Here is a 17,634-nt window from a genome sequence, read left to right on the forward strand (position 1 = left end):
ATAAATATTACGAAAAAGTATTTTACTTTATTTTAGAGTTTTTTTTGACTATTTTTTTAAAATCAAACTTAATTAGATTCTTTATTCTCCGGAGTATATCAAAACGAGATTTTCTTAAATCTACCCTTCTTGAAGTTTTTACAATCTGGTTTTTATTGTATGTCTCAAATTCTTCGTCTAAAATCAGAATCTTATTAAATTTTTGATAATAACGAACTAATGCGGACAAAACACTTTGATCATGACGGTGTTGTGAGAAACCTTCAATCTGATTTATTTTCTCATTTTCAAATAAATCACACACAATTTGAGGAAAGAAAAGCATATTACTCAACCATTCTTTTATTAAATCTTGAGAATTCTTATTTTTTTTTATAAAAATTAATCCAGCCAAGATTTTACTTTTTTCTAACCATTCATCATCCGATAAAAAAAGATTTCTAAAATGATCTACTGTAATTTTTTTTGTCCAAAATTTAAGTTTGGGGCTATCATTATATTCAGAATTAAATTTATTCCAACCGTAATCAAAATTCTCTCGATATTGAAAAAAGATTGAATCATAATTTTTTAATAGATTAAAATATTCTTTCCATTGATTAGAATTTAACAATTCATTACCCGCATCTGAATACACAATAATATCACCCTCATTTATTTCTTTAAATAATTTATCTATAAGATAAGGTTTCCATAACCAAAATCCAACTTCTTTAGAATAAAACAATGGTGATGAGCTAATATTGAGAGGAATATCTTTTTTAGAAAAAACCTTTACATCATTAAAAAGAGCCAATGATTTTGCTTCATTGGAAATTCTTTTAGCTGAATATTTAAATTTACCGCTTCCATATGTAATAAAATATATTTTCATTTTAAAAAAATTAAACCAGCTTTTTCCATTTCAAAAACCCATCCAGTATTCATTTTAAACCCTTCAAATTCTACTATTATATTTGGATTAAGTTCTAAATAAACTTCTTTACCTGGCATAGTAAGAAATAAAGACATAAATAATTTACCTTTATTAATTGAAGTTGGTAAAACGATTTTTCTTTCTATAGAAAACTTTCCTTTTAAAAACATTTCCGTTCTGCCACTGTAATGACCGGGACTAAAAAAAGCTATTGGATTATTTAGGGCATCATAAAATCTAGCTTCAATATCAAACGAGATATCTTCTTTTAATTCTCCTTGTATATTAATTATTAACTCGTTTTTATCCGAATTTATAATTAAATTATTTTTATCTGAATCATTGATTTTAATTGAATCAATTTCTATGTTAGAGTTTTCTTTACAAATCAAATCTTTGATATTAACTGTTTCCGAATTAGAATCATTTATATAGAAATCAACTACTTCATCAATACCTCCGACTAGTACAATCTTCCCATGCTCCATCACAATCCCCCTTGTACACAGCTGCTTCACAGCCGCCATATTATGACTCACAAACAAAACCGTTCGTCCACCACTACGGGAAATATCCTGCATTTTACCAATCGCTTTCTTCTGGAATTCAGCGTCACCTACAGCCAAAACCTCATCGATAATCAAAATTTCAGGCTCTAGAAATGCCGCAACAGCAAAAGCCAAACGCACATACATACCGCTGCTATAGCGTTTTACAGGTGTATCAATATAGCGTTCACATCCTGAGAACTCAATAATTTCATCTAGTTTAGTCGTGATTTCTTTTTTGGTCATTCCCAAAATAGCGCCATTCAGGTAAATATTTTCTCGACCGGTCATTTCACCGTTAAATCCGGTTCCCACTTCAAGCAAAGAAGCTACTCGACCACCAAACTTGATACTTCCGGTAGTAGGTGCTGTAACGCGTGATAAAATCTTTAATAAAGTAGATTTCCCTGCTCCATTTTTACCAATAATTCCTATTACTTCACCACGTTCTACTTCAAAATTAATGTCCTGCAAAGCCCAAACATAATCACTCGTTGCTTTTGTAGTACGGTCATTCGTATCGCCAATTTTTAAATACGGATCTTCTTTCCCGCGTATCTGGTGCCACCAACGGTTCAAGTCATGGGTTAACGTTCCCGTACCCACTTGCCCCAGTCGGTATTGCTTAGAAATGTTTTCGGCTTTTAATATAATGTCTTTCATAATTCGTGAGAAGTGAATAGGGAATGGTGAATAGAGAAAAACTTCTTACTATTTACAATTCCGTTACACTTTACTCGTTTTTTAGCTGTATACTATTCTCTTTTTTTTATTCTGCAAAGGAATATTTCATCTTATTCCTAACTCCTCACCACTCACTTCTCACTCTTCACTCTTCACTCTTCACTTCTCACATCTCATAATTTTTTATTTAAATAATTCTTAAATCCAATCAAAAGTTTCTTAACCTCCATAAGTTGCAATTCAAAAGCATGCTCTTTTGTAATAAATTCTAATCGCATCGCAATTAAATATTGAGTTTCTAACTCTGAAAGTGACCCAATGGAAATATACAGAAACTGTATGAACTCCTTATCGCCTTTTCGCGCTGCTCCTTCGGCAATATTTGATGGAATCGAAACAGCTGCCCTTCTCATTTGACTCGTTAAACCGTACTTCTCAGTGTCAGGAAACAGCTTTGTAATTTGATAGACTTTAACTACTAAATCCATACTCAACTTCCAAACATCCAAATCTTTATGGTTCATATCCTATTTTTTTGTGAGTGGTGAATCGTGAATTGTGAGTAGATTGGTTGTCAAAATAAACTAATCTTTTCACTTCTCACTATTCACTTTTCACTTTTCACTTCTCACTTCTCACTTCTCACTTCTCACTTCTCACTTCTCACTTCTCACTTCTCACTATTCTCTAAACCGTATCAATAAAACTTTTCTCCGTACGATTGAATAATAGAATCCCAATAAAAAAAATAACAATCGTAATTACAACAGTATAAATCATTCCCCACACAGGCAATTCCCCTATACCTAGCAGCATATAACGTGTTGTTTCAATACAGTATGCCAATGGATTGTATTTGACAATCCAAGCATAATCCGGCATTTTCTCTTGGATTAAATTCATAGGATACACTACAGCAGAAACATACATCAATAACTGTACTCCAAAACCTATTAAATACGTTAAATCTCTATATTTAGTAACCAAAGCAGAAATAATCATCCCCAAGCCTAAGCCTAATATTCCCATTAATACAATAATAAATGGAAAAAATACGGTAGCACCAGTAAAATAAATAGCAGCTTCTTTAGAATAATAATAGATAAAAAAAGCTAAAAAAATCAACAGTTGAATGACAAACTTAATCAAGTTAGAAATAACAACGGTCAAAGGTGCAATAATGCGTGGAAAATAAACTTTACCAAAAATCCCAGCATTATTCCCAAACGTATTTGAAGTGCCGTTAAGACAAGTTGTAAAGTAATTCCAAACCGTTATACTAGCTAAATTAAATAAGAAAGAAGGTACTGCACCTGTACTTATCCCGGCTAGATTATTAAAAACAATTGTGAAAGTTACTGAAGTAAACAAAGGTTGAATCAAATACCAAAGAGGTCCCAAAACGGTTTGCTTATAAACCGTGACTACATCCCGTTTTACAAAAAGCATCAGTAAATCTCGGTATTGCCAAACCTCCTTGAGGTTCAGCGAGAAGAATTTGTTTTTAGGCGTTATTTCAAACAGCCAAGTGGTATTTGTATGTTCGGTATGGTTCATTAGTTTATGTTAAAAACCTAGTTTTAGTTTTAGTTTCAGTTTATTAAATATGTCATCACTAGCGCATTCATAAGAGTAGAAAAACTTCTCTTATTTATATATAAAAAGGCATCACTAAGAGGCAAATATAAATAATTTGCACATGGTATTGCCTTAAAAAAGGCATCATATTGTATTTTTTTTGGTGGTTATATCGTCTATTTAATTAACACATAATAATAGCATAACAAAAACGAAACTTTTGGATACGCTCCGCTGCTCTAACTAACAGTATTAAAGGAAAGCCTATTGCCAATAGAGTAATTTTTCAGCGAATATACTATTCCTTTATAAATAATAACAATAATTTACAATTTAACAACAACTTTAATACACATCAAGCTTACCTACCTAATTTTAGCTTTAACCCTCAATAGCCATCACCCTTATTTATATTGAAGAATCAGTGCGTGTGATTGTATAAATAGCAATTTTTTCTATAAATACATTCTAAATTTAAAAAAACAACACCGCTTTATAGACCAATCAGCAAAACAGAATACTCCGCACAGAATACATAATATTGAATACTAATTACTTTTCTTTACCTTTGCATTATGTTTACACTATTCAAATCAAAACCCGTACTTAAGGATCTGATTCCGGACAACCACATCGACATTCACTCCCATCTTTTGCCTGGCATTGATGATGGCGCCCAAACTTTTGAGGATACGTTAAGACTAACCAAAGCGCTTCAAGGATTCGGAGTTTCAGCGTTTATAACTACTCCGCATATTATTCAGCATGTTTGGAACAATACGCATGACCAAATTCTATCTAATACAAAAACAACGGTATCCGAACTAAAAGAACAGCAAATCACCGTTCCCTTTAAAGCCGCAGCTGAATACCTGATGGACGATCAATTTGTACGTCTTTTTCAATCTCATGATTTATTGACACTGAAAGACAATTATGTATTAGTTGAAATGTCCTATATAAATCCCCCTATTCAATTGTATTCCATACTTTTTGACTTACAAGTTGCTGGCTACATTCCTGTTTTAGCTCACCCAGAACGCTATTTATTTTACCATAACAATTTTAACGAGTATGTAAAACTAAAAAGAGCGGGTTGTTTGTTTCAATTGAATTTATTATCAATTGTAGGTTATTATGGTAGTGAAATATCTAAAATAGCGGAACAACTGCTACAAAAAGGAATGTATGATTATGTAGGTTCAGATGTGCATCATAACAACCACATTGCTTCCTTTGATCAAAAAATAAAGATAAAAGATACAGCGCCTCTAAAAGAAATAATCGCCAACAATCAATTTTTCAAGTTTTAACAATCCGTTTTTTCAAAAATAATACTTATAAAAACTGCATTAGACTGCCCTGAGTTTTTATCGAAGTGCCCGTTCGAGTGATTTTATAAAGTAACTATAGCGGCTTTATAAAATTATATCGACTTCACTCTCGTCAGTTCGAGTGATTTTATAAAGTAGCGACAGCAGTTTTATAAAATTGTATCGAGAACCATTTTGTACCCCGATACTTCTCGATACATTTTGACTTAACAAACTTTTACTTTCAAAGGAATTCATGCAAGTCAAAACACTCGAAGTGACGTTGCCGCAAACTAGTAACCGTATTTTTTTTTTAAATCGTATCGACTTCACGCTCGTCAGTTCGAGTGATTTTATAAAGTAGCGACAGCAGTTTTATAAAATTGTATCGAGAACCATTTTGTACCCCGATACTTCTCGATACATTTTGACTTAACAAACTTTTACTTTCAAAGGAATTCATGCAAGTCAAAACACTCGAAGTGACGTTGCCGCAAACTAGTAACCGTATTTTTTTTTTTAAAATCGTATCGACTTCACGCTCGTCAGTTCAAGTGATTTTATAAAGTAGCGACAGCGGTTTTATAAAATTGTATCGAGAACCATTTTGTACCCCGATACTTCTCGATACATTTTGACTTAACAAACTTTTACTTTCAAAGGAATTCATGCAAGTCAAAACACTCGAAGTGACGTTGCCGCAAACTAGTAACCGTATTTTTTTTAAAATCGTATCGACTTCACGCTCGTCAGTTCGAGTGATTTTATAAAGTAGCGATAGCGGTTTTATAAAATCGTATCGAGAACCATTTTGACTAACAAACTTTTACTTTCAAAGGAATTCATGCAAGTCAAAACACTCGAAGTGACGTTGCCGCAAACTAGTAACCGTATTTTTTTTAAAATCGTATCGACTTCACGCTCGTCAGTTCGAGTGATTTTATAAAGTAGCGATAGCGGTTTTATAAAATCGTATCGAGAACCATTTTGACTAACAAACTTTTACTTTCAAAGGAATTCATACAAGTCAAAACACTCGAAGTGACGGGGACAGACTTATTTTGCAGACTTTTTTTAGTAACAGTTATAAAGAAATTATTACTTGTCTAACAACTCAAACGTTGAATTCATACTTTTAAACTCAGGCACTATTTTTTTCATTTTAGATACAATAGCATCACTGTCAAAGCTATTAGCAATCCCTATTAGTTCATTAATATCTGCATTTAATACTTCAAATTCATCTAAAACCTCTTCTGAAATCATAATTTTATCATGGTGCGTAGGCAACGTTTTTGAACTATCATTAAGCAGTTCTTCATATAATTTTTCTCCTGGTCTTAATCCAACAATCTTTATTTTAATTTCCTTATCCGGGATAAAACCTGCCAACTTAATCATCTTTTTGGCCAAATCAATAATTTTAACCGGTTTTCCCATATCAAAAATATAGATCTCCCCACCATTACCCATAGCACCAGCTTCCAAAACTAATTGACACGCTTCAGGTATGGTCATGAAATACCTGATAATATCTGGATGTGTAATAGTAACGGGGCCTCCAGCCGCAATTTGCTTAGTAAACAAAGGTACTACAGACCCATTCGAACCTAAAACATTTCCAAAACGAGTGGTAATAAATTTGGTCGTATTTTTTGTTATGGTATTTGTATTTTTAAATTGCAGCGACTGCACGTATTTTTCGGCTATTCGTTTACTGGCACCCATTACATTACTGGGATTTACGGCTTTATCAGTAGACACCATCACAAATTTTTTGACATTATAAAAACAGGAAAGATCTGCAAGGTTTTTAGTCCCTTCTATATTGGTCAGAATGGCCTGCGAAGGATTATCCTCCATTAAGGGAACATGTTTATAAGCTGCTGCATGAAAAACTACTTGCGGTTGATACAGCATAAAAACATTATTCATGGCCTCTTTATTTCTCACATCAGCAATGACAGTATGAATTTGCGAAACAGATTCCAAGATTTTCATCTCCAGACACATATGATGCAATGGTGTTTCTGCTTGGTCTAAAATAACGACCTTTTTAGGATTAAACGTTAAAACCTGACGTACAATTTCACTACCAATAGATCCTGCAGCACCAGTAATCAATATAGTCTTGTCTTTTAATTGTTTAGAAATTAATTTACTATCCAAAATAATAGGTTTTCTTTCCAGCAAATCCTCAATTTGAATGCTTTTTACTTTTTGTGAAATTTCTTTTTGATTTTCCCAATCCGAAATTAAAGGCACCGTATATACCGTGTAGTTAAATTCTAAACATTGATCTACTATAATTAATCGTTCCTCCTTTGACAAACTCTTATCCGCTATAATAACAGCTTGCGCATTGACAGAACGCATTAATGGCGGCAATTTTTTCTTTTTAACCAGAATAGGCAAATCCAACATCCGTTTGGTGGCATTTTGGTTGTTTTTATCTACAAAACCTACAATTTTAAAACGGGAAGGGGTTTCAACTTTCAAAGCATTAGCAACTGATATGGCATTGGCATCAGTACCATAAATAATGGTTCTTATTAATTTATTTGTACCCTGATCTGAAAAATAAAGTTCAAAAGTCTGTTTTATGATAACACGATATAAAAACAATCCACAAAAAGACAATACAATATTGATAAAAATAGCCGTATTTAAAAAAGCTTTCTGTCCATACAGCAGTTCATACGAAAAATTAAAAAAAAGAAATATAATGAGCACCGCCATTTGAGAAAACAAAAGCTTTACAGCATCAATATAAGAGGAATGCCTAATAATTCCTGAATAAGTCCTAAATAACCAGAAAAAGAAAACATTAACACTAAAGAAACCCGCTATAAATCGTATCGTATGCGGGGTAACAATATAGTCTAATCCAGTCCCTTTAAATATTAGAATAGTAAAAAAAAATGACAGGACTAAAACAGAAAAATCCATCAAAATAATAATCCACCTAGGAAGATAGCTTAAGTTATGAATACTGAATTTCAAATTTTCTCTTGAAAAAAAATTTGAAATTACAGATGGGGAACTAGAGTTTTTAGTAGTACTCAAAATTTATATTTTTTTTATAAGATTATAGCATTTCAACTAAACAAAAATACCACTAAATAATTTGGAAAAAGAAAAGTAATCAAACCAATTCAACTACAAACAAGATAAAAACAGAAAATTTTAGCCAATCTAAATTACAAAAATTTATATATAATTTAGTTCTGATTTTTTTACTTTTTAAATAATTTCAAAACAACTGATGCAATCGCTATACAATCCTCTTCAGTTAGATTAGAACTGGATGGTAAACAAAGTCCTTTATTAAAAAGCGTTTCAGCCATTGTAGCACCATAATACGGATAGTTATGAAAAACAGGTTGCAAATGCATGGGTTTCCATAACGGTCTGGACTCAATATTTTCTTCTTGAAATGCCAATCTTAAATCCTCATTGGTAATTCCATTCGTTTCCAAAGGATTGACTAAAATCGTGGTTAACCAATAATTAGCAAAATAATTCGAATTAGGAACCGTAAAAACGGTTACTCCTTCTATATCATTAAATAATGCAACATAAAAGGCATGCATCTTCCTTCTTAAAACAATATGATTTTCCAAAACTTCCATTTGTCCCCGGCCAATTCCTGCACAAATATTACTCAATCTATAATTATATCCGATTTCGCTATGCTGGTAATACGGAGCATCATCTTTTGCTTGTGTAGCTAAAAAAATGGCTTTCTCTTTTAATTTCCCCGAATGTGTCACAACTGCACCACCTCCTGATGTTGTGACAATCTTACTCCCATTAAAAGAAAAAATACCTACGTCGCCAAAAGTTCCACATTTTTGACCTCTATAACTACTTCCTAATGCCTCAGCACTATCTTCAAGAATAGGAATCGAATATTTCTTGGCTATATTTCGTACTTCATCAATTTTATAGGGAACTCCATATAAATGAACGGCCACTATCGCTTTTGGTTTTTTCCCTTTACCAATGCTCGCTACAATAGCTTCTTCTAAAGCGATAGGGCATAAATTCCAGGTTTCGGGCTCACTATCGATAAAAATAGGGGTTGCCCCTTGATATAGAATAGGGTTTACTGAAGCCACAAAAGTCATACTCTGACAAATTACCGTATCACCCGCCTGAACACCCAAAAGTATCAATCCTAAATGAATAGCCGCCGTCCCTGAATTTAAAGCTGCAACATGGCCAGCACCCAAATAAATTTCTAAATCTTGTTCAAAATTAGCAATGTTAGCGCCAACCGGAGCAATCCAATTCGAATCAAATGCTTCCTGTATGTACCGTTGCTCACTCCCTCCCATGTGAGGTGCGGAAAGCCAAATTTTTTTTTGCATCGAATAAAAAATAAAAATAAGGAAAATGTACTAGGCAAAATTAATCAAAAGCCTCCAGAATTAAGTTTCGATATGCTGTTAATTAGACTATCCTTTTCTAAAAAAAATAAACCAGGCAGTCTTTACTATAATTGCAACATCCCCAAAAAAACTTCGGCAGTAGTAATAGTCTAAATTCAGTTGTACCTTATCCGGAAAAATTATTTGGTCATTGTAAAGCAGCGGAAATTCCTGCTGTATCAATATAGATTCTTCGTTCGAATATTTTAAGGATGCTAAACAGGTTAATCCAGGTTTTAATTCCAATAACTTCCTATTTTCTCCTTCTAACAAATCATAATACCCGGGTAAATCAGGTCTGGGTCCTACCAGACTCATCTCCCCTTTCAACACATTAAAAAGCTGAGGCAATTCATCGAGTTTATACTTTCGGAGCATTCTTCCTATTTTAGAAATAGAACCTCCAGTAGAAGTGTCAATCGGAATGGTACGGAGTTTATATATTTTAAATATTTCCCCATATTGACCTATTCGCTCTTGAACAAAGATTCCATTAGTTTTTGTATCAATAACCGCTAATAGCCATGCAAAAAGTATCATCCATAAAAACAAAAGGAGAATAAAAATAGCGATAATACTATCAAAAAAACGTTTTGCCATACTTGCAAATAGGTATTACTGAAAATGTAATCCTAACTAAATTAAACAATGTTTTTTAAGGCCATTTTACGTATAACACCCTTTCGAATAAAAAGATAAATAAGAGTCAATACTAACAAAAGTCCCACTATAAAAGATACATTTAAATACCCTATACTAGCTACATAAACAACAAGCGAATTTATAATTAGTTGAAATCCTGCGTAAATAAAAGCCACTAGAATATGGGAATAGCCTATTTCGTTAGCTAAATATTGGTACAAATGGGAACGATGCGGCTGAAAAATATTTTCTTTTTTTAATAATCTGTTAATGATGGTAATAATAGCATCGATACCATAAACAGAAAAGAAAAGAATATACCCAAATTGTCCGGAATCAATAATCGTTTTTATCATAAAATAACCTAAAAAAAGTGCCATGCTAATACTGCCTACATCACCAGCAAAGGTTTTAGCTTTTTTTCGAATATTGAATAGTCCAAAAACAAAACAAGACAATCCCATTATAATCAATAATGGCAAACTCGATTCATTAGCGGGTAAAAAAGAAAAACTAACTATAGCCACTAGTGCATATAAAACGGTGATCCCATTAATCCCATCCATGAAATTAAAAGCATTAACCCAACCAATCAGTAATACAAATACAACAGGAAGTAGCCACAAAGGTTCATAAAACAAGTGTAAATCATAAAAAACTAACCCAACAGCCAAAACATGTGACACAAATCGAGGCAATTGAGACAATGGTTTAATATCATCAATAAAACTAACCACAGCTACCAAAACTACAGCAAGACTTATCGGCCAGGAAACATATCCCAAGAAAAAAGCAATACTAACTGCTATTGGGAAAATAATTCCGCCCCCTCGTAAAGTTACAGTAGTATGCGAAGATCTGGAATTGGGTTTGTCTATGATATTGTATTTATCTGCAATTTTGAAATAAACAAGCTCAATCACAACCAATAAAACAATTAATGCAATATATATCATATTTTAAAATATAGTAAACGCTAACCTTAACATTAATTATTTACAACTTATGTTTTAATAATTCTAAAAGATACTCACCATAACCCGATTTTTTCAAAGGTTCAGCCAGCTCTTTTAACTGTTGCTCAGTAATGAAACCTTGTCTCCAAGCTATTTCTTCAATACACCCTACCTTCAATCCTTGACGTTCTTCAATAACCTGAACAAACTGTCCTGCCTGCATCAAACTATTAAATGTACCCGTGTCCAGCCAAGCCGTTCCTCTACTTAAAATTCCCACTTTTAAGGCTCCTTTTTCTAAATATATCTTATTAACATCTGTAATTTCATATTCGCCTCGAGCACTTGGTTTGATGTTTTTGGCAATTTCCACGACTGAATTATCGTAAAAATACAAACCTGGTACGGCATAATTTGATTTGGGTTCCAATGGTTTTTCCTCAATAGAAAGTGCTTTAAAATCAGCATCAAATTCAACAACACCGTAGCGTTCCGGATCAGAAACATGGTAGGCAAACACGACACCCCCTTGAGGATTAGTATTCGATTGCAATAGCTCATCCATATTGGACCCAAAGAAAATATTATCTCCCAAAACCAACGCCACACTATCGTTTCCTATAAACTCTTCTCCTATTACAAAGGCTTGTGCCAACCCATTAGGCAAGGCTTGCTCCGCATAACTAAATTGACAGCCAATGGACGAACCATCTCCTAATAATTTTTTGAAATTAGGCAAATCATGAGGCGTTGAAATAATTAATATTTCATTTATACCCGCAGTCATCAAAGTAGATAATGGGTAATAAATCATAGGCTTGTCATAAACCGGCATCATTTGTTTACTCATTGCTAATGTAAGTGGATGTAAACGAGTTCCTGAACCACCTGCTAATATAATTCCTTTCATAAATGTTAAATTTATTTTTTATTATTCATTTATAATATCGCTTTTTATTTGTTGGCGTCTACTCACGCAAACTTCTATTTAAAGGCGATTTCATATTTTTAGGCTTACTATCTTTCGACTAACTATATTGTTTTTCGTAATACGTTGCATATTCTCCAGAAGTAATATTATTCAACCAAGTCTGGTTTTCTAAGTACCAATTTACTGTTCGTTCTAAGCCTTGCTCAAAAGTCACCGACGGTTTCCATCCTAACTCTTTATTTATCTTAGAAGCATCAATGGCATAGCGCAAATCATGTCCGGGACGGTCTTTTACATAAGCAATCAATTGCTCTGATGTTCCAGCAGCTCTTCCTAATTTCTCATCCATTATTTTGCAAAGCAATTTAACCAAATCTATATTTTGCCATTCATTAAAACCACCAATATTATACGTATCATGGTTCTTTCCTTCGTGAAAAACCAAATCAATAGCTACAGCATGGTCTTCCACAAAAAGCCAATCCCGAGTGTATTTCCCATCTCCATAAACAGGCAAAGGCTTGTTTAAAATGATGTTATTTATAAACAGAGGAATCAATTTTTCAGGAAAATGAAAAGGTCCGTAATTATTAGAACAATTGGTTAACACATAAGGCAAACCATAGGTTTCACCATACGCTCTGACAAAATGATCTGAGCTGGCTTTAGAAGCTGAATAAGGAGAATTAGGATCATAAGCAGTAGTCTCAGTAAATAACCCTTCGGCACCTAAGCTACCATAAACCTCATCAGTGCTAATGTGGTAAAAACGTTTTCCTTCATAATTCCCTTGCCAAGTAGCCTTAGCTGCATTCAACAAATTCATGGTTCCAATAACATTTGTTTTGACAAAAGATAATGGATCCGTGATAGAACGATCCACATGGGATTCAGCAGCGAGATGCAAAACGCCATCAAATTGATGCTCCGCAAATAACTGATCGATAAACGAGGCATCAACGATATCTCCTTTTACAAAAGTATAATTTGGTTCTTTTTCAATATCAACAATATTTTCAAGATTCCCTGCATAAGTCAGCGCGTCGAGATTAAAAATTTGATACTGAGGATATTTATTAACGAAAAGTCGTACTACGTGAGAGCCAATAAAACCGGCACCACCTGTGATTAAGATTTTTTTCATTTTTAGATTTTATTTTTAATTTATTTTGTCAGTTCGAGTGATTTTAAAGCAATAAAATCACTCGCTTTTTTAATAAATGTTCTACTTTAAAAATTGTATTGAGAACCTTTGTTTAAACTTTAAACTTTAAACATTTTTTCAAACTTTCCTTATAATGAGGAACATTAACCCCATAGACTTTTTTAATTTTACTTTTATCCAATAAAGAATAAGCAGGACGCTTTGCAGGTGTAGGATAAGCCGTTGACGGAATACCACTTACTTCGCAACTGTATCCACTAATTTCTTGGATAGCCAAAACAAACTCATACCAGCTGATTTCACCTTCATTAGAATAATTATAGATTCCTGGAATCCACTCTTGGGCTGTTACGATGTCCATCATAGCCTGAGCTAAATCGGCAGCATAAGTTGGCGAACCAATTTGGTCATTTACCACTCCAATACTCTCGCGTTCCTGCAACAATCGTTGCATTGTTTTTACAAAATTATTTCCAAATCTACTATAAACCCATGAGGTTCTCATGATAATAGCATCTGAATTTACTTTTAAACAAGCTAATTCACCTGCCCTTTTACTGGCACCGTACACATTAACAGGTTCCGTAACAGCTTCCTCTGTCAATGCAACGGATGATGTACCGTCAAAAACATAATCAGTCGAAACATGAATTAGTTTTACGGAATTATCTTTAGCATATTGGGCAATAATACCAACAGCCAAATGATTCACAACATCGGCTAATTCTTGTTCGGTTTCTGCTTTATCAACGGCAGTATAAGCACCACAATTCAAAATTACATTTGGAGAAATGGCGTCCAACTGGTTTTGTAATACTGCTAATTCATCCAGTGAAACTTGTGTTCTATCGGCAAAAATCCATTCAAATTGAGAATAGTTTTCAGACAACACTTTCAATTCCGAACCTAATTGTCCGGTCGCTCCGGTTACTAAAATTTTTTGCATATTATTCAAAAGTCCAATCGATTTGGTCAAAACCAGGCAATATCAAATCTTTTTCCGAAACAATTACTTCATCAGGATTCACTTGCCAATCAATTGCTAAAGTTGGATCATCATAACGAATCCCTCTTTCACTCTCTTTATGATACAATTGATCTACTTTATAAAGTACGGAAGCTGTTTCACTCAAAACCGAAAACCCATGAGCAAAGCCATGAGGCACCATTAATTGTTTTTTATTTTCAGCGCTTAAAACAACACTGAAATGCTGACCGTAAGTAGGTGAGTTTTTACGCAAATCTACCGCAACATCAAGAATTTCACCTTCCAATACACGTACTAATTTAGCTTGTGCAAAAGGGTTAATCTGCAAGTGCAATCCGCGAATCACCCCGCGTTTAGAAAAAGACTGATTGTCTTGTACAAACTGATATTCAATTCCCTTTTCATGAAATTGAGCTTGGTTGTAGGCTTCGAAAAAATACCCTCTTGAGTCTTCAAAAACTCTAGGAGTAATGATTACTAAATCCTGTATAAATGTTTTTTCAACGTTCATATTGTAATTATTATTTTTTAAATGATTGGAAAGTTTTTAACAAACCTTCTTTTGATTGTATCGGTAAAGGTTTACCGATAGCGGCAACAATTTTTTCATTACTGACTACATAATTCTCCGTTAATTTTTGCAAACGCTCGGAATTTAAAGGCAAATATACATAATCTCCAAGTTGTGCTATCCCTTTTATCAAAGAAGCCGGGATAGACCAAATAACACTTTTTTTCTCTAAGCTTGTCCCCAACAGCCGAATTAGTTCATTTGTTGATAATGGTTCAGTATCAGCAATTTGATAAATGCCCGAAGGGATTGCTGGATTTCCTAATAACTCTTGGATAACAAAACAAAGGTTTTCAATACTTAAAAAAGAACGTTCATTTTGGAAATCTCCCAATGGCCATGGCAATCCTTTGGAAACCAACTGATACAATAAATTCAAATTGCCTTTATTTCCAGGACCATGAATCATACAAGGCCTTAAGATATAAACTCTTTTTCCTATGGGTAATTCTTGGGATAGTATATAGTTTTCTGCCAATTGTTTTGCTATGCCATAATGGGTTTTGGGATTGGGTATTTCGTCTTCGGTCAATATTTCTTTTACTTCATCAGCTGCCGCTTTTACGGTACTCATAAAAATAAAAACGGTAGCATTGGATATCAAGAAAGCATCAAACAATTGTTTGGTCAACTCAAAATTAGCTTCATAATAATCGGCAGGATTGGATACTTTTTTCAAATCATGCGCTTTGCCTGCCAAATGAATGACAGCATCCGTCTTCAAATCAAACTGTTGATTGGGAATATAACGGACACTCATAGACTTTAAATCATGTGAGTCTTTCAAATAGGCTCGAAGATTAGTCCCCACAAATCCTGATGCGCCTGTGATAGTGATTTTATTTCGCATTACTATTTATATAAACTTAAATAAGCTTCTGACATTTTCTCTCTGGAAAATAATTTCACCCGTTCTAAAGCATTTGAAGAAAAAAGTTCATACAACGGTTTATCAGTAATTATTTTTTCTATTGCCAATTGTAAAGCTTCCGCATTTTTGGGTTCCACTGTAATTCCGGAATAATTATGTAAAGAAACAAAAGGAACTCCTGAATCTAAACTGGTATTAATCACAGGCAAACCATTTGCCATTGCTTCTAATTGCACTACGCCAAACGCTTCCGCTTCATTAATGGATGGCAAAATAAACAAATCAGAAGATCTATAGACTTCAGCTAATTTTTCGTCACTTGCATTGTCAATAAAACAAACTTTATCCTTGATATTTAATCCGTTTACTAATTCTTCTAAATTAGAATGCTCTTCGCCATTACCAACAACAGTTAAATTTACTTTTAAAGTCTCAATTGCTTTTAGTAAATATTCAACACCCTTATATTTCCTTAATTTACCCACAAAAAGCAATTTGAAAACTCGATTCTCTGGATATTTTTTACTTTCTGCCAGGGAATATTTGGGATCAAAACTCAGTGGAATAACGGTAACTTTATGTTTGTATTTTCTCAATATATCGGACGCTTCAAAAAGTTGTGGAGATGTTACAACTATTGCATCCGCTCTTTCCAATAATTTTTCAATCATTGGATTATATACATTTCCGATCCAGCTCCATCTTGAATTTTTAATATTGGCGTGCCAAGTAATTATAAATTTTTTATCACCCATTTTTTTCAAATACCGCAGTAAAGTCAACTCCATCGTTGGAAAAGGATAATGATGGTGTATCACATCATGGTCCTTTATTAATTTCTTTAATGACGGATATCTTAAATTTAGAGGTTGGCTTTTTAGGTAAAAAGGCGTCGCTTCTTTGACGACGGTAATCCTGTTAAACTGCTTAGTTTCTTTACTGAAGTTTCTTAAATGATTATTGGAATATACAGTGAAATCAGCTTCATTTGAAATGGCAACAATCCCTTCAACTATATTTTTTACAACAGATTCCATTCCACCCTGACAGGGATCATAATATTTTACAATGTTCAATATTTTCATGACGTATGCTAACTATTTTTCATTAATATATCCACATTCGGTTAATCTGGATTCAATTCTCCAAACCTCCCTTTTCCTATGCTCTTCTTTCTAACACTCATCAATTTATAATGTGTAACAGGAACTATTAAAACTACTGTTACTCTATATAATCAAACTGTCAACTATAATCAAGACTTATTACATTGGCTATTATCCGCTCTTTATTTTTATTTTAAGCTACCCTTTTAAGGTATTGAAGGATAAACTGCATTCTATATCTTATTTTAAAATTCAAACTGTTCTTACTTTTCGCCGCCGAAGCTGTTACTGCTCCGCTATGTCGTTTATATCGAATGTATTTTTTTTCAATAAAAGCCACTTTCCCATTTTTTTCAGCAATAAGGCCAATCCACATATCATGCGCAATAAGGTCTTTTGGAAATGGTAACGCCTTCAACAACACACTCCGATCAAAAACCATACAACAACCCAAATACGAATTTTTGATTATATTCCTAAAAAAACCCTTTTGTGATTTTACTTTTTCAAAATAGGACACGGCTATAACCGTATCGACTTCATCCACAACAGTGGCATCGTGAATAATAAGATTAAGCTGTTCCTCTTTTAATAGTAAAACACAACCCGCTACTTTATCATCTTCCCAAACATCATCTTGATCAGATAAAAAAATATAATCTCCTGTGGCATAAGACAGAGCATTCTCGAAATTTTGGGTTACTTGGTACGATTTGCTTTGTTTAGAATGTTTTAATTTACTGGAATCAGTTGGAATCAGTTTGATTCTTGGATCTGAAAAAGACGAAATAATATTGATGGTATCATCAGAAGATCCGTCATCAGAAATGATTATTTCATCAGTATCAGACAACTGTTTTAGTATACTTTGCAATTGTTCTTTAATGAATTTTTCTCCATTAAAGGTAGCCATACAAACTGAAATTTTCATG

16 protein-coding genes are annotated in these 17,634 nt (G+C 33.4%); 1 reads left to right on the forward strand and 15 read right to left on the reverse strand.

Going from position 1 to position 17,634, the window contains the following annotated elements; genetic code table 11:
* Positions 1-22: 22 nt before the first annotated feature.
* The 4 genes from T410_RS01290 to T410_RS01305 form a co-directional block, all read right to left on the reverse strand.
* Positions 23-874 (reverse strand): hypothetical protein, encoded by an 852-nt coding sequence (locus T410_RS01290; RefSeq protein ID WP_035667976.1) that lies wholly within the window; start codon positions 872-874, stop codon positions 23-25.
* Entirely contained in the window at positions 871-2,127 is a 1,257-nt protein-coding gene (locus T410_RS01295; RefSeq protein WP_035667977.1) for an ABC transporter ATP-binding protein, read from the reverse strand. The genes T410_RS01290 and T410_RS01295 overlap by 4 nt, the downstream gene beginning before the upstream one ends.
* Before the next feature lie 194 nt (positions 2,128-2,321).
* Positions 2,322-2,672, reverse strand: coding sequence for a four helix bundle protein (locus T410_RS01300; protein WP_035667979.1), 351 nt, complete (start codon positions 2,670-2,672; stop codon positions 2,322-2,324).
* A 163-nt stretch (positions 2,673-2,835) separates the two neighbouring features.
* Positions 2,836-3,705, reverse strand: a complete 870-nt coding sequence (locus tag T410_RS01305; RefSeq protein ID WP_035667981.1) for an ABC transporter permease — start codon at positions 3,703-3,705, stop codon at positions 2,836-2,838.
* A gap of 596 nt (positions 3,706-4,301) precedes the next feature.
* Between T410_RS01305 and T410_RS01310 the strand changes: the two genes are divergently transcribed.
* A complete protein-coding gene (locus T410_RS01310) occupies positions 4,302-5,039 on the forward strand; it encodes a tyrosine-protein phosphatase (protein ID WP_035667983.1) in 738 nt (245 codons plus the stop codon).
* Positions 5,040-6,137: 1,098 nt separating this feature from the next.
* On the opposite strand, the gene T410_RS01315 is transcribed toward T410_RS01310, so the two are convergent.
* From T410_RS01315 to T410_RS01365, 11 genes are all read right to left on the reverse strand, one after another.
* Positions 6,138-8,105, reverse strand: a complete 1,968-nt coding sequence (locus tag T410_RS01315; RefSeq protein ID WP_035667985.1) for a nucleoside-diphosphate sugar epimerase/dehydratase — start codon at positions 8,103-8,105, stop codon at positions 6,138-6,140.
* Between the two features lie 170 nt (positions 8,106-8,275).
* Positions 8,276-9,412 carry a DegT/DnrJ/EryC1/StrS aminotransferase family protein gene (locus T410_RS01320; RefSeq protein WP_035667987.1) on the reverse strand — a complete coding sequence of 379 codons (1,137 nt, stop codon included), beginning with the start codon at positions 9,410-9,412 and terminating at the stop codon, positions 8,276-8,278.
* A gap of 87 nt (positions 9,413-9,499) precedes the next feature.
* The gene (locus tag T410_RS01325) at positions 9,500-10,072 is read right to left on the reverse strand and encodes a sugar transferase (RefSeq protein ID WP_035667988.1); all 573 of its coding nucleotides are present in this window, start codon (positions 10,070-10,072) and stop codon (positions 9,500-9,502) included.
* Positions 10,073-10,113: 41 nt separating this feature from the next.
* A complete protein-coding gene (locus T410_RS01330) occupies positions 10,114-11,070 on the reverse strand; it encodes a UDP-GlcNAc--UDP-phosphate GlcNAc-1-phosphate transferase (RefSeq protein WP_035667990.1) in 957 nt (318 codons plus the stop codon).
* 40 nt (positions 11,071-11,110) lie between these two features.
* Complete coding sequence (gene rfbA, locus T410_RS01335; protein WP_035667992.1) at positions 11,111-11,980, reverse strand: glucose-1-phosphate thymidylyltransferase RfbA; 870 nt, start codon at positions 11,978-11,980, stop codon at positions 11,111-11,113.
* Positions 11,981-12,098: 118 nt separating this feature from the next.
* Positions 12,099-13,145, reverse strand: coding sequence for a dTDP-glucose 4,6-dehydratase (gene rfbB, locus T410_RS01340; protein ID WP_035667995.1), 1,047 nt, complete (start codon positions 13,143-13,145; stop codon positions 12,099-12,101).
* Between the two features lie 112 nt (positions 13,146-13,257).
* A complete protein-coding gene (gene rfbD, locus T410_RS01345) occupies positions 13,258-14,112 on the reverse strand; it encodes a dTDP-4-dehydrorhamnose reductase (protein ID WP_035667998.1) in 855 nt (284 codons plus the stop codon).
* Between the two features lies 1 nt (position 14,113).
* On the reverse strand, positions 14,114-14,665 hold the full coding sequence (gene rfbC / locus T410_RS01350; RefSeq protein ID WP_035668001.1) for a dTDP-4-dehydrorhamnose 3,5-epimerase: 552 nt from the start codon (positions 14,663-14,665) through the stop codon (positions 14,114-14,116).
* A 10-nt stretch (positions 14,666-14,675) separates the two neighbouring features.
* Positions 14,676-15,575 (reverse strand): NAD-dependent epimerase/dehydratase family protein, encoded by a 900-nt coding sequence (locus T410_RS01355; RefSeq protein WP_035668002.1) that lies wholly within the window; start codon positions 15,573-15,575, stop codon positions 14,676-14,678.
* A gap of 2 nt (positions 15,576-15,577) precedes the next feature.
* Positions 15,578-16,681 carry a glycosyltransferase gene (locus tag T410_RS01360; RefSeq protein WP_051929325.1) on the reverse strand — a complete coding sequence of 368 codons (1,104 nt, stop codon included), beginning with the start codon at positions 16,679-16,681 and terminating at the stop codon, positions 15,578-15,580.
* 214 nt (positions 16,682-16,895) lie between these two features.
* The gene (locus T410_RS01365) at positions 16,896-17,633 is read right to left on the reverse strand and encodes a glycosyltransferase family 2 protein (protein WP_035673924.1); all 738 of its coding nucleotides are present in this window, start codon (positions 17,631-17,633) and stop codon (positions 16,896-16,898) included.
* Position 17,634 lies beyond the last annotated feature (1 nt).

The organism is Flavobacterium sp. 83 (assembly GCF_000744835.1).
GTDB lineage: Bacteria > Bacteroidota > Bacteroidia > Flavobacteriales > Flavobacteriaceae > Flavobacterium.

Excerpts from the sequence above, each read along its gene's own strand:
- rfbD (WP_035667998.1), bottom strand. The coding sequence starts at position 14,112 with ATGCAAAAAATTTTAGTAACCGGAGCGACCGGACAATTAGGTTCGGAA.
- T410_RS01300 (WP_035667979.1), bottom strand. The coding sequence starts at position 2,672 with ATGAACCATAAAGATTTGGATGTTTGGAAGTTGAGTATGGATTTAGTA.
- T410_RS01360 (WP_051929325.1), bottom strand. The coding sequence starts at position 16,681 with ATGAAAATATTGAACATTGTAAAATATTATGATCCCTGTCAGGGTGGA.
- T410_RS01290 (WP_035667976.1), bottom strand. The coding sequence starts at position 874 with ATGAAAATATATTTTATTACATATGGAAGCGGTAAATTTAAATATTCA.
- T410_RS01310 (WP_035667983.1), top strand. The coding sequence starts at position 4,302 with ATGTTTACACTATTCAAATCAAAACCCGTACTTAAGGATCTGATTCCG.
- rfbB (WP_035667995.1), bottom strand. The coding sequence starts at position 13,145 with ATGAAAAAAATCTTAATCACAGGTGGTGCCGGTTTTATTGGCTCTCAC.
- rfbA (WP_035667992.1), bottom strand. The coding sequence starts at position 11,980 with ATGAAAGGAATTATATTAGCAGGTGGTTCAGGAACTCGTTTACATCCA.
- T410_RS01305 (WP_035667981.1), bottom strand. The coding sequence starts at position 3,705 with ATGAACCATACCGAACATACAAATACCACTTGGCTGTTTGAAATAACG.
- rfbC (WP_035668001.1), bottom strand. The coding sequence starts at position 14,665 with ATGAACGTTGAAAAAACATTTATACAGGATTTAGTAATCATTACTCCT.
- T410_RS01365 (WP_035673924.1), bottom strand. The coding sequence starts at position 17,633 with ATGAAAATTTCAGTTTGTATGGCTACCTTTAATGGAGAAAAATTCATT.
- T410_RS01325 (WP_035667988.1), bottom strand. The coding sequence starts at position 10,072 with ATGGCAAAACGTTTTTTTGATAGTATTATCGCTATTTTTATTCTCCTT.
- T410_RS01355 (WP_035668002.1), bottom strand. The coding sequence starts at position 15,575 with ATGCGAAATAAAATCACTATCACAGGCGCATCAGGATTTGTGGGGACT.
- T410_RS01295 (WP_035667977.1), bottom strand. The coding sequence starts at position 2,127 with ATGAAAGACATTATATTAAAAGCCGAAAACATTTCTAAGCAATACCGA.
- T410_RS01320 (WP_035667987.1), bottom strand. The coding sequence starts at position 9,412 with ATGCAAAAAAAAATTTGGCTTTCCGCACCTCACATGGGAGGGAGTGAG.
- T410_RS01330 (WP_035667990.1), bottom strand. The coding sequence starts at position 11,070 with ATGATATATATTGCATTAATTGTTTTATTGGTTGTGATTGAGCTTGTT.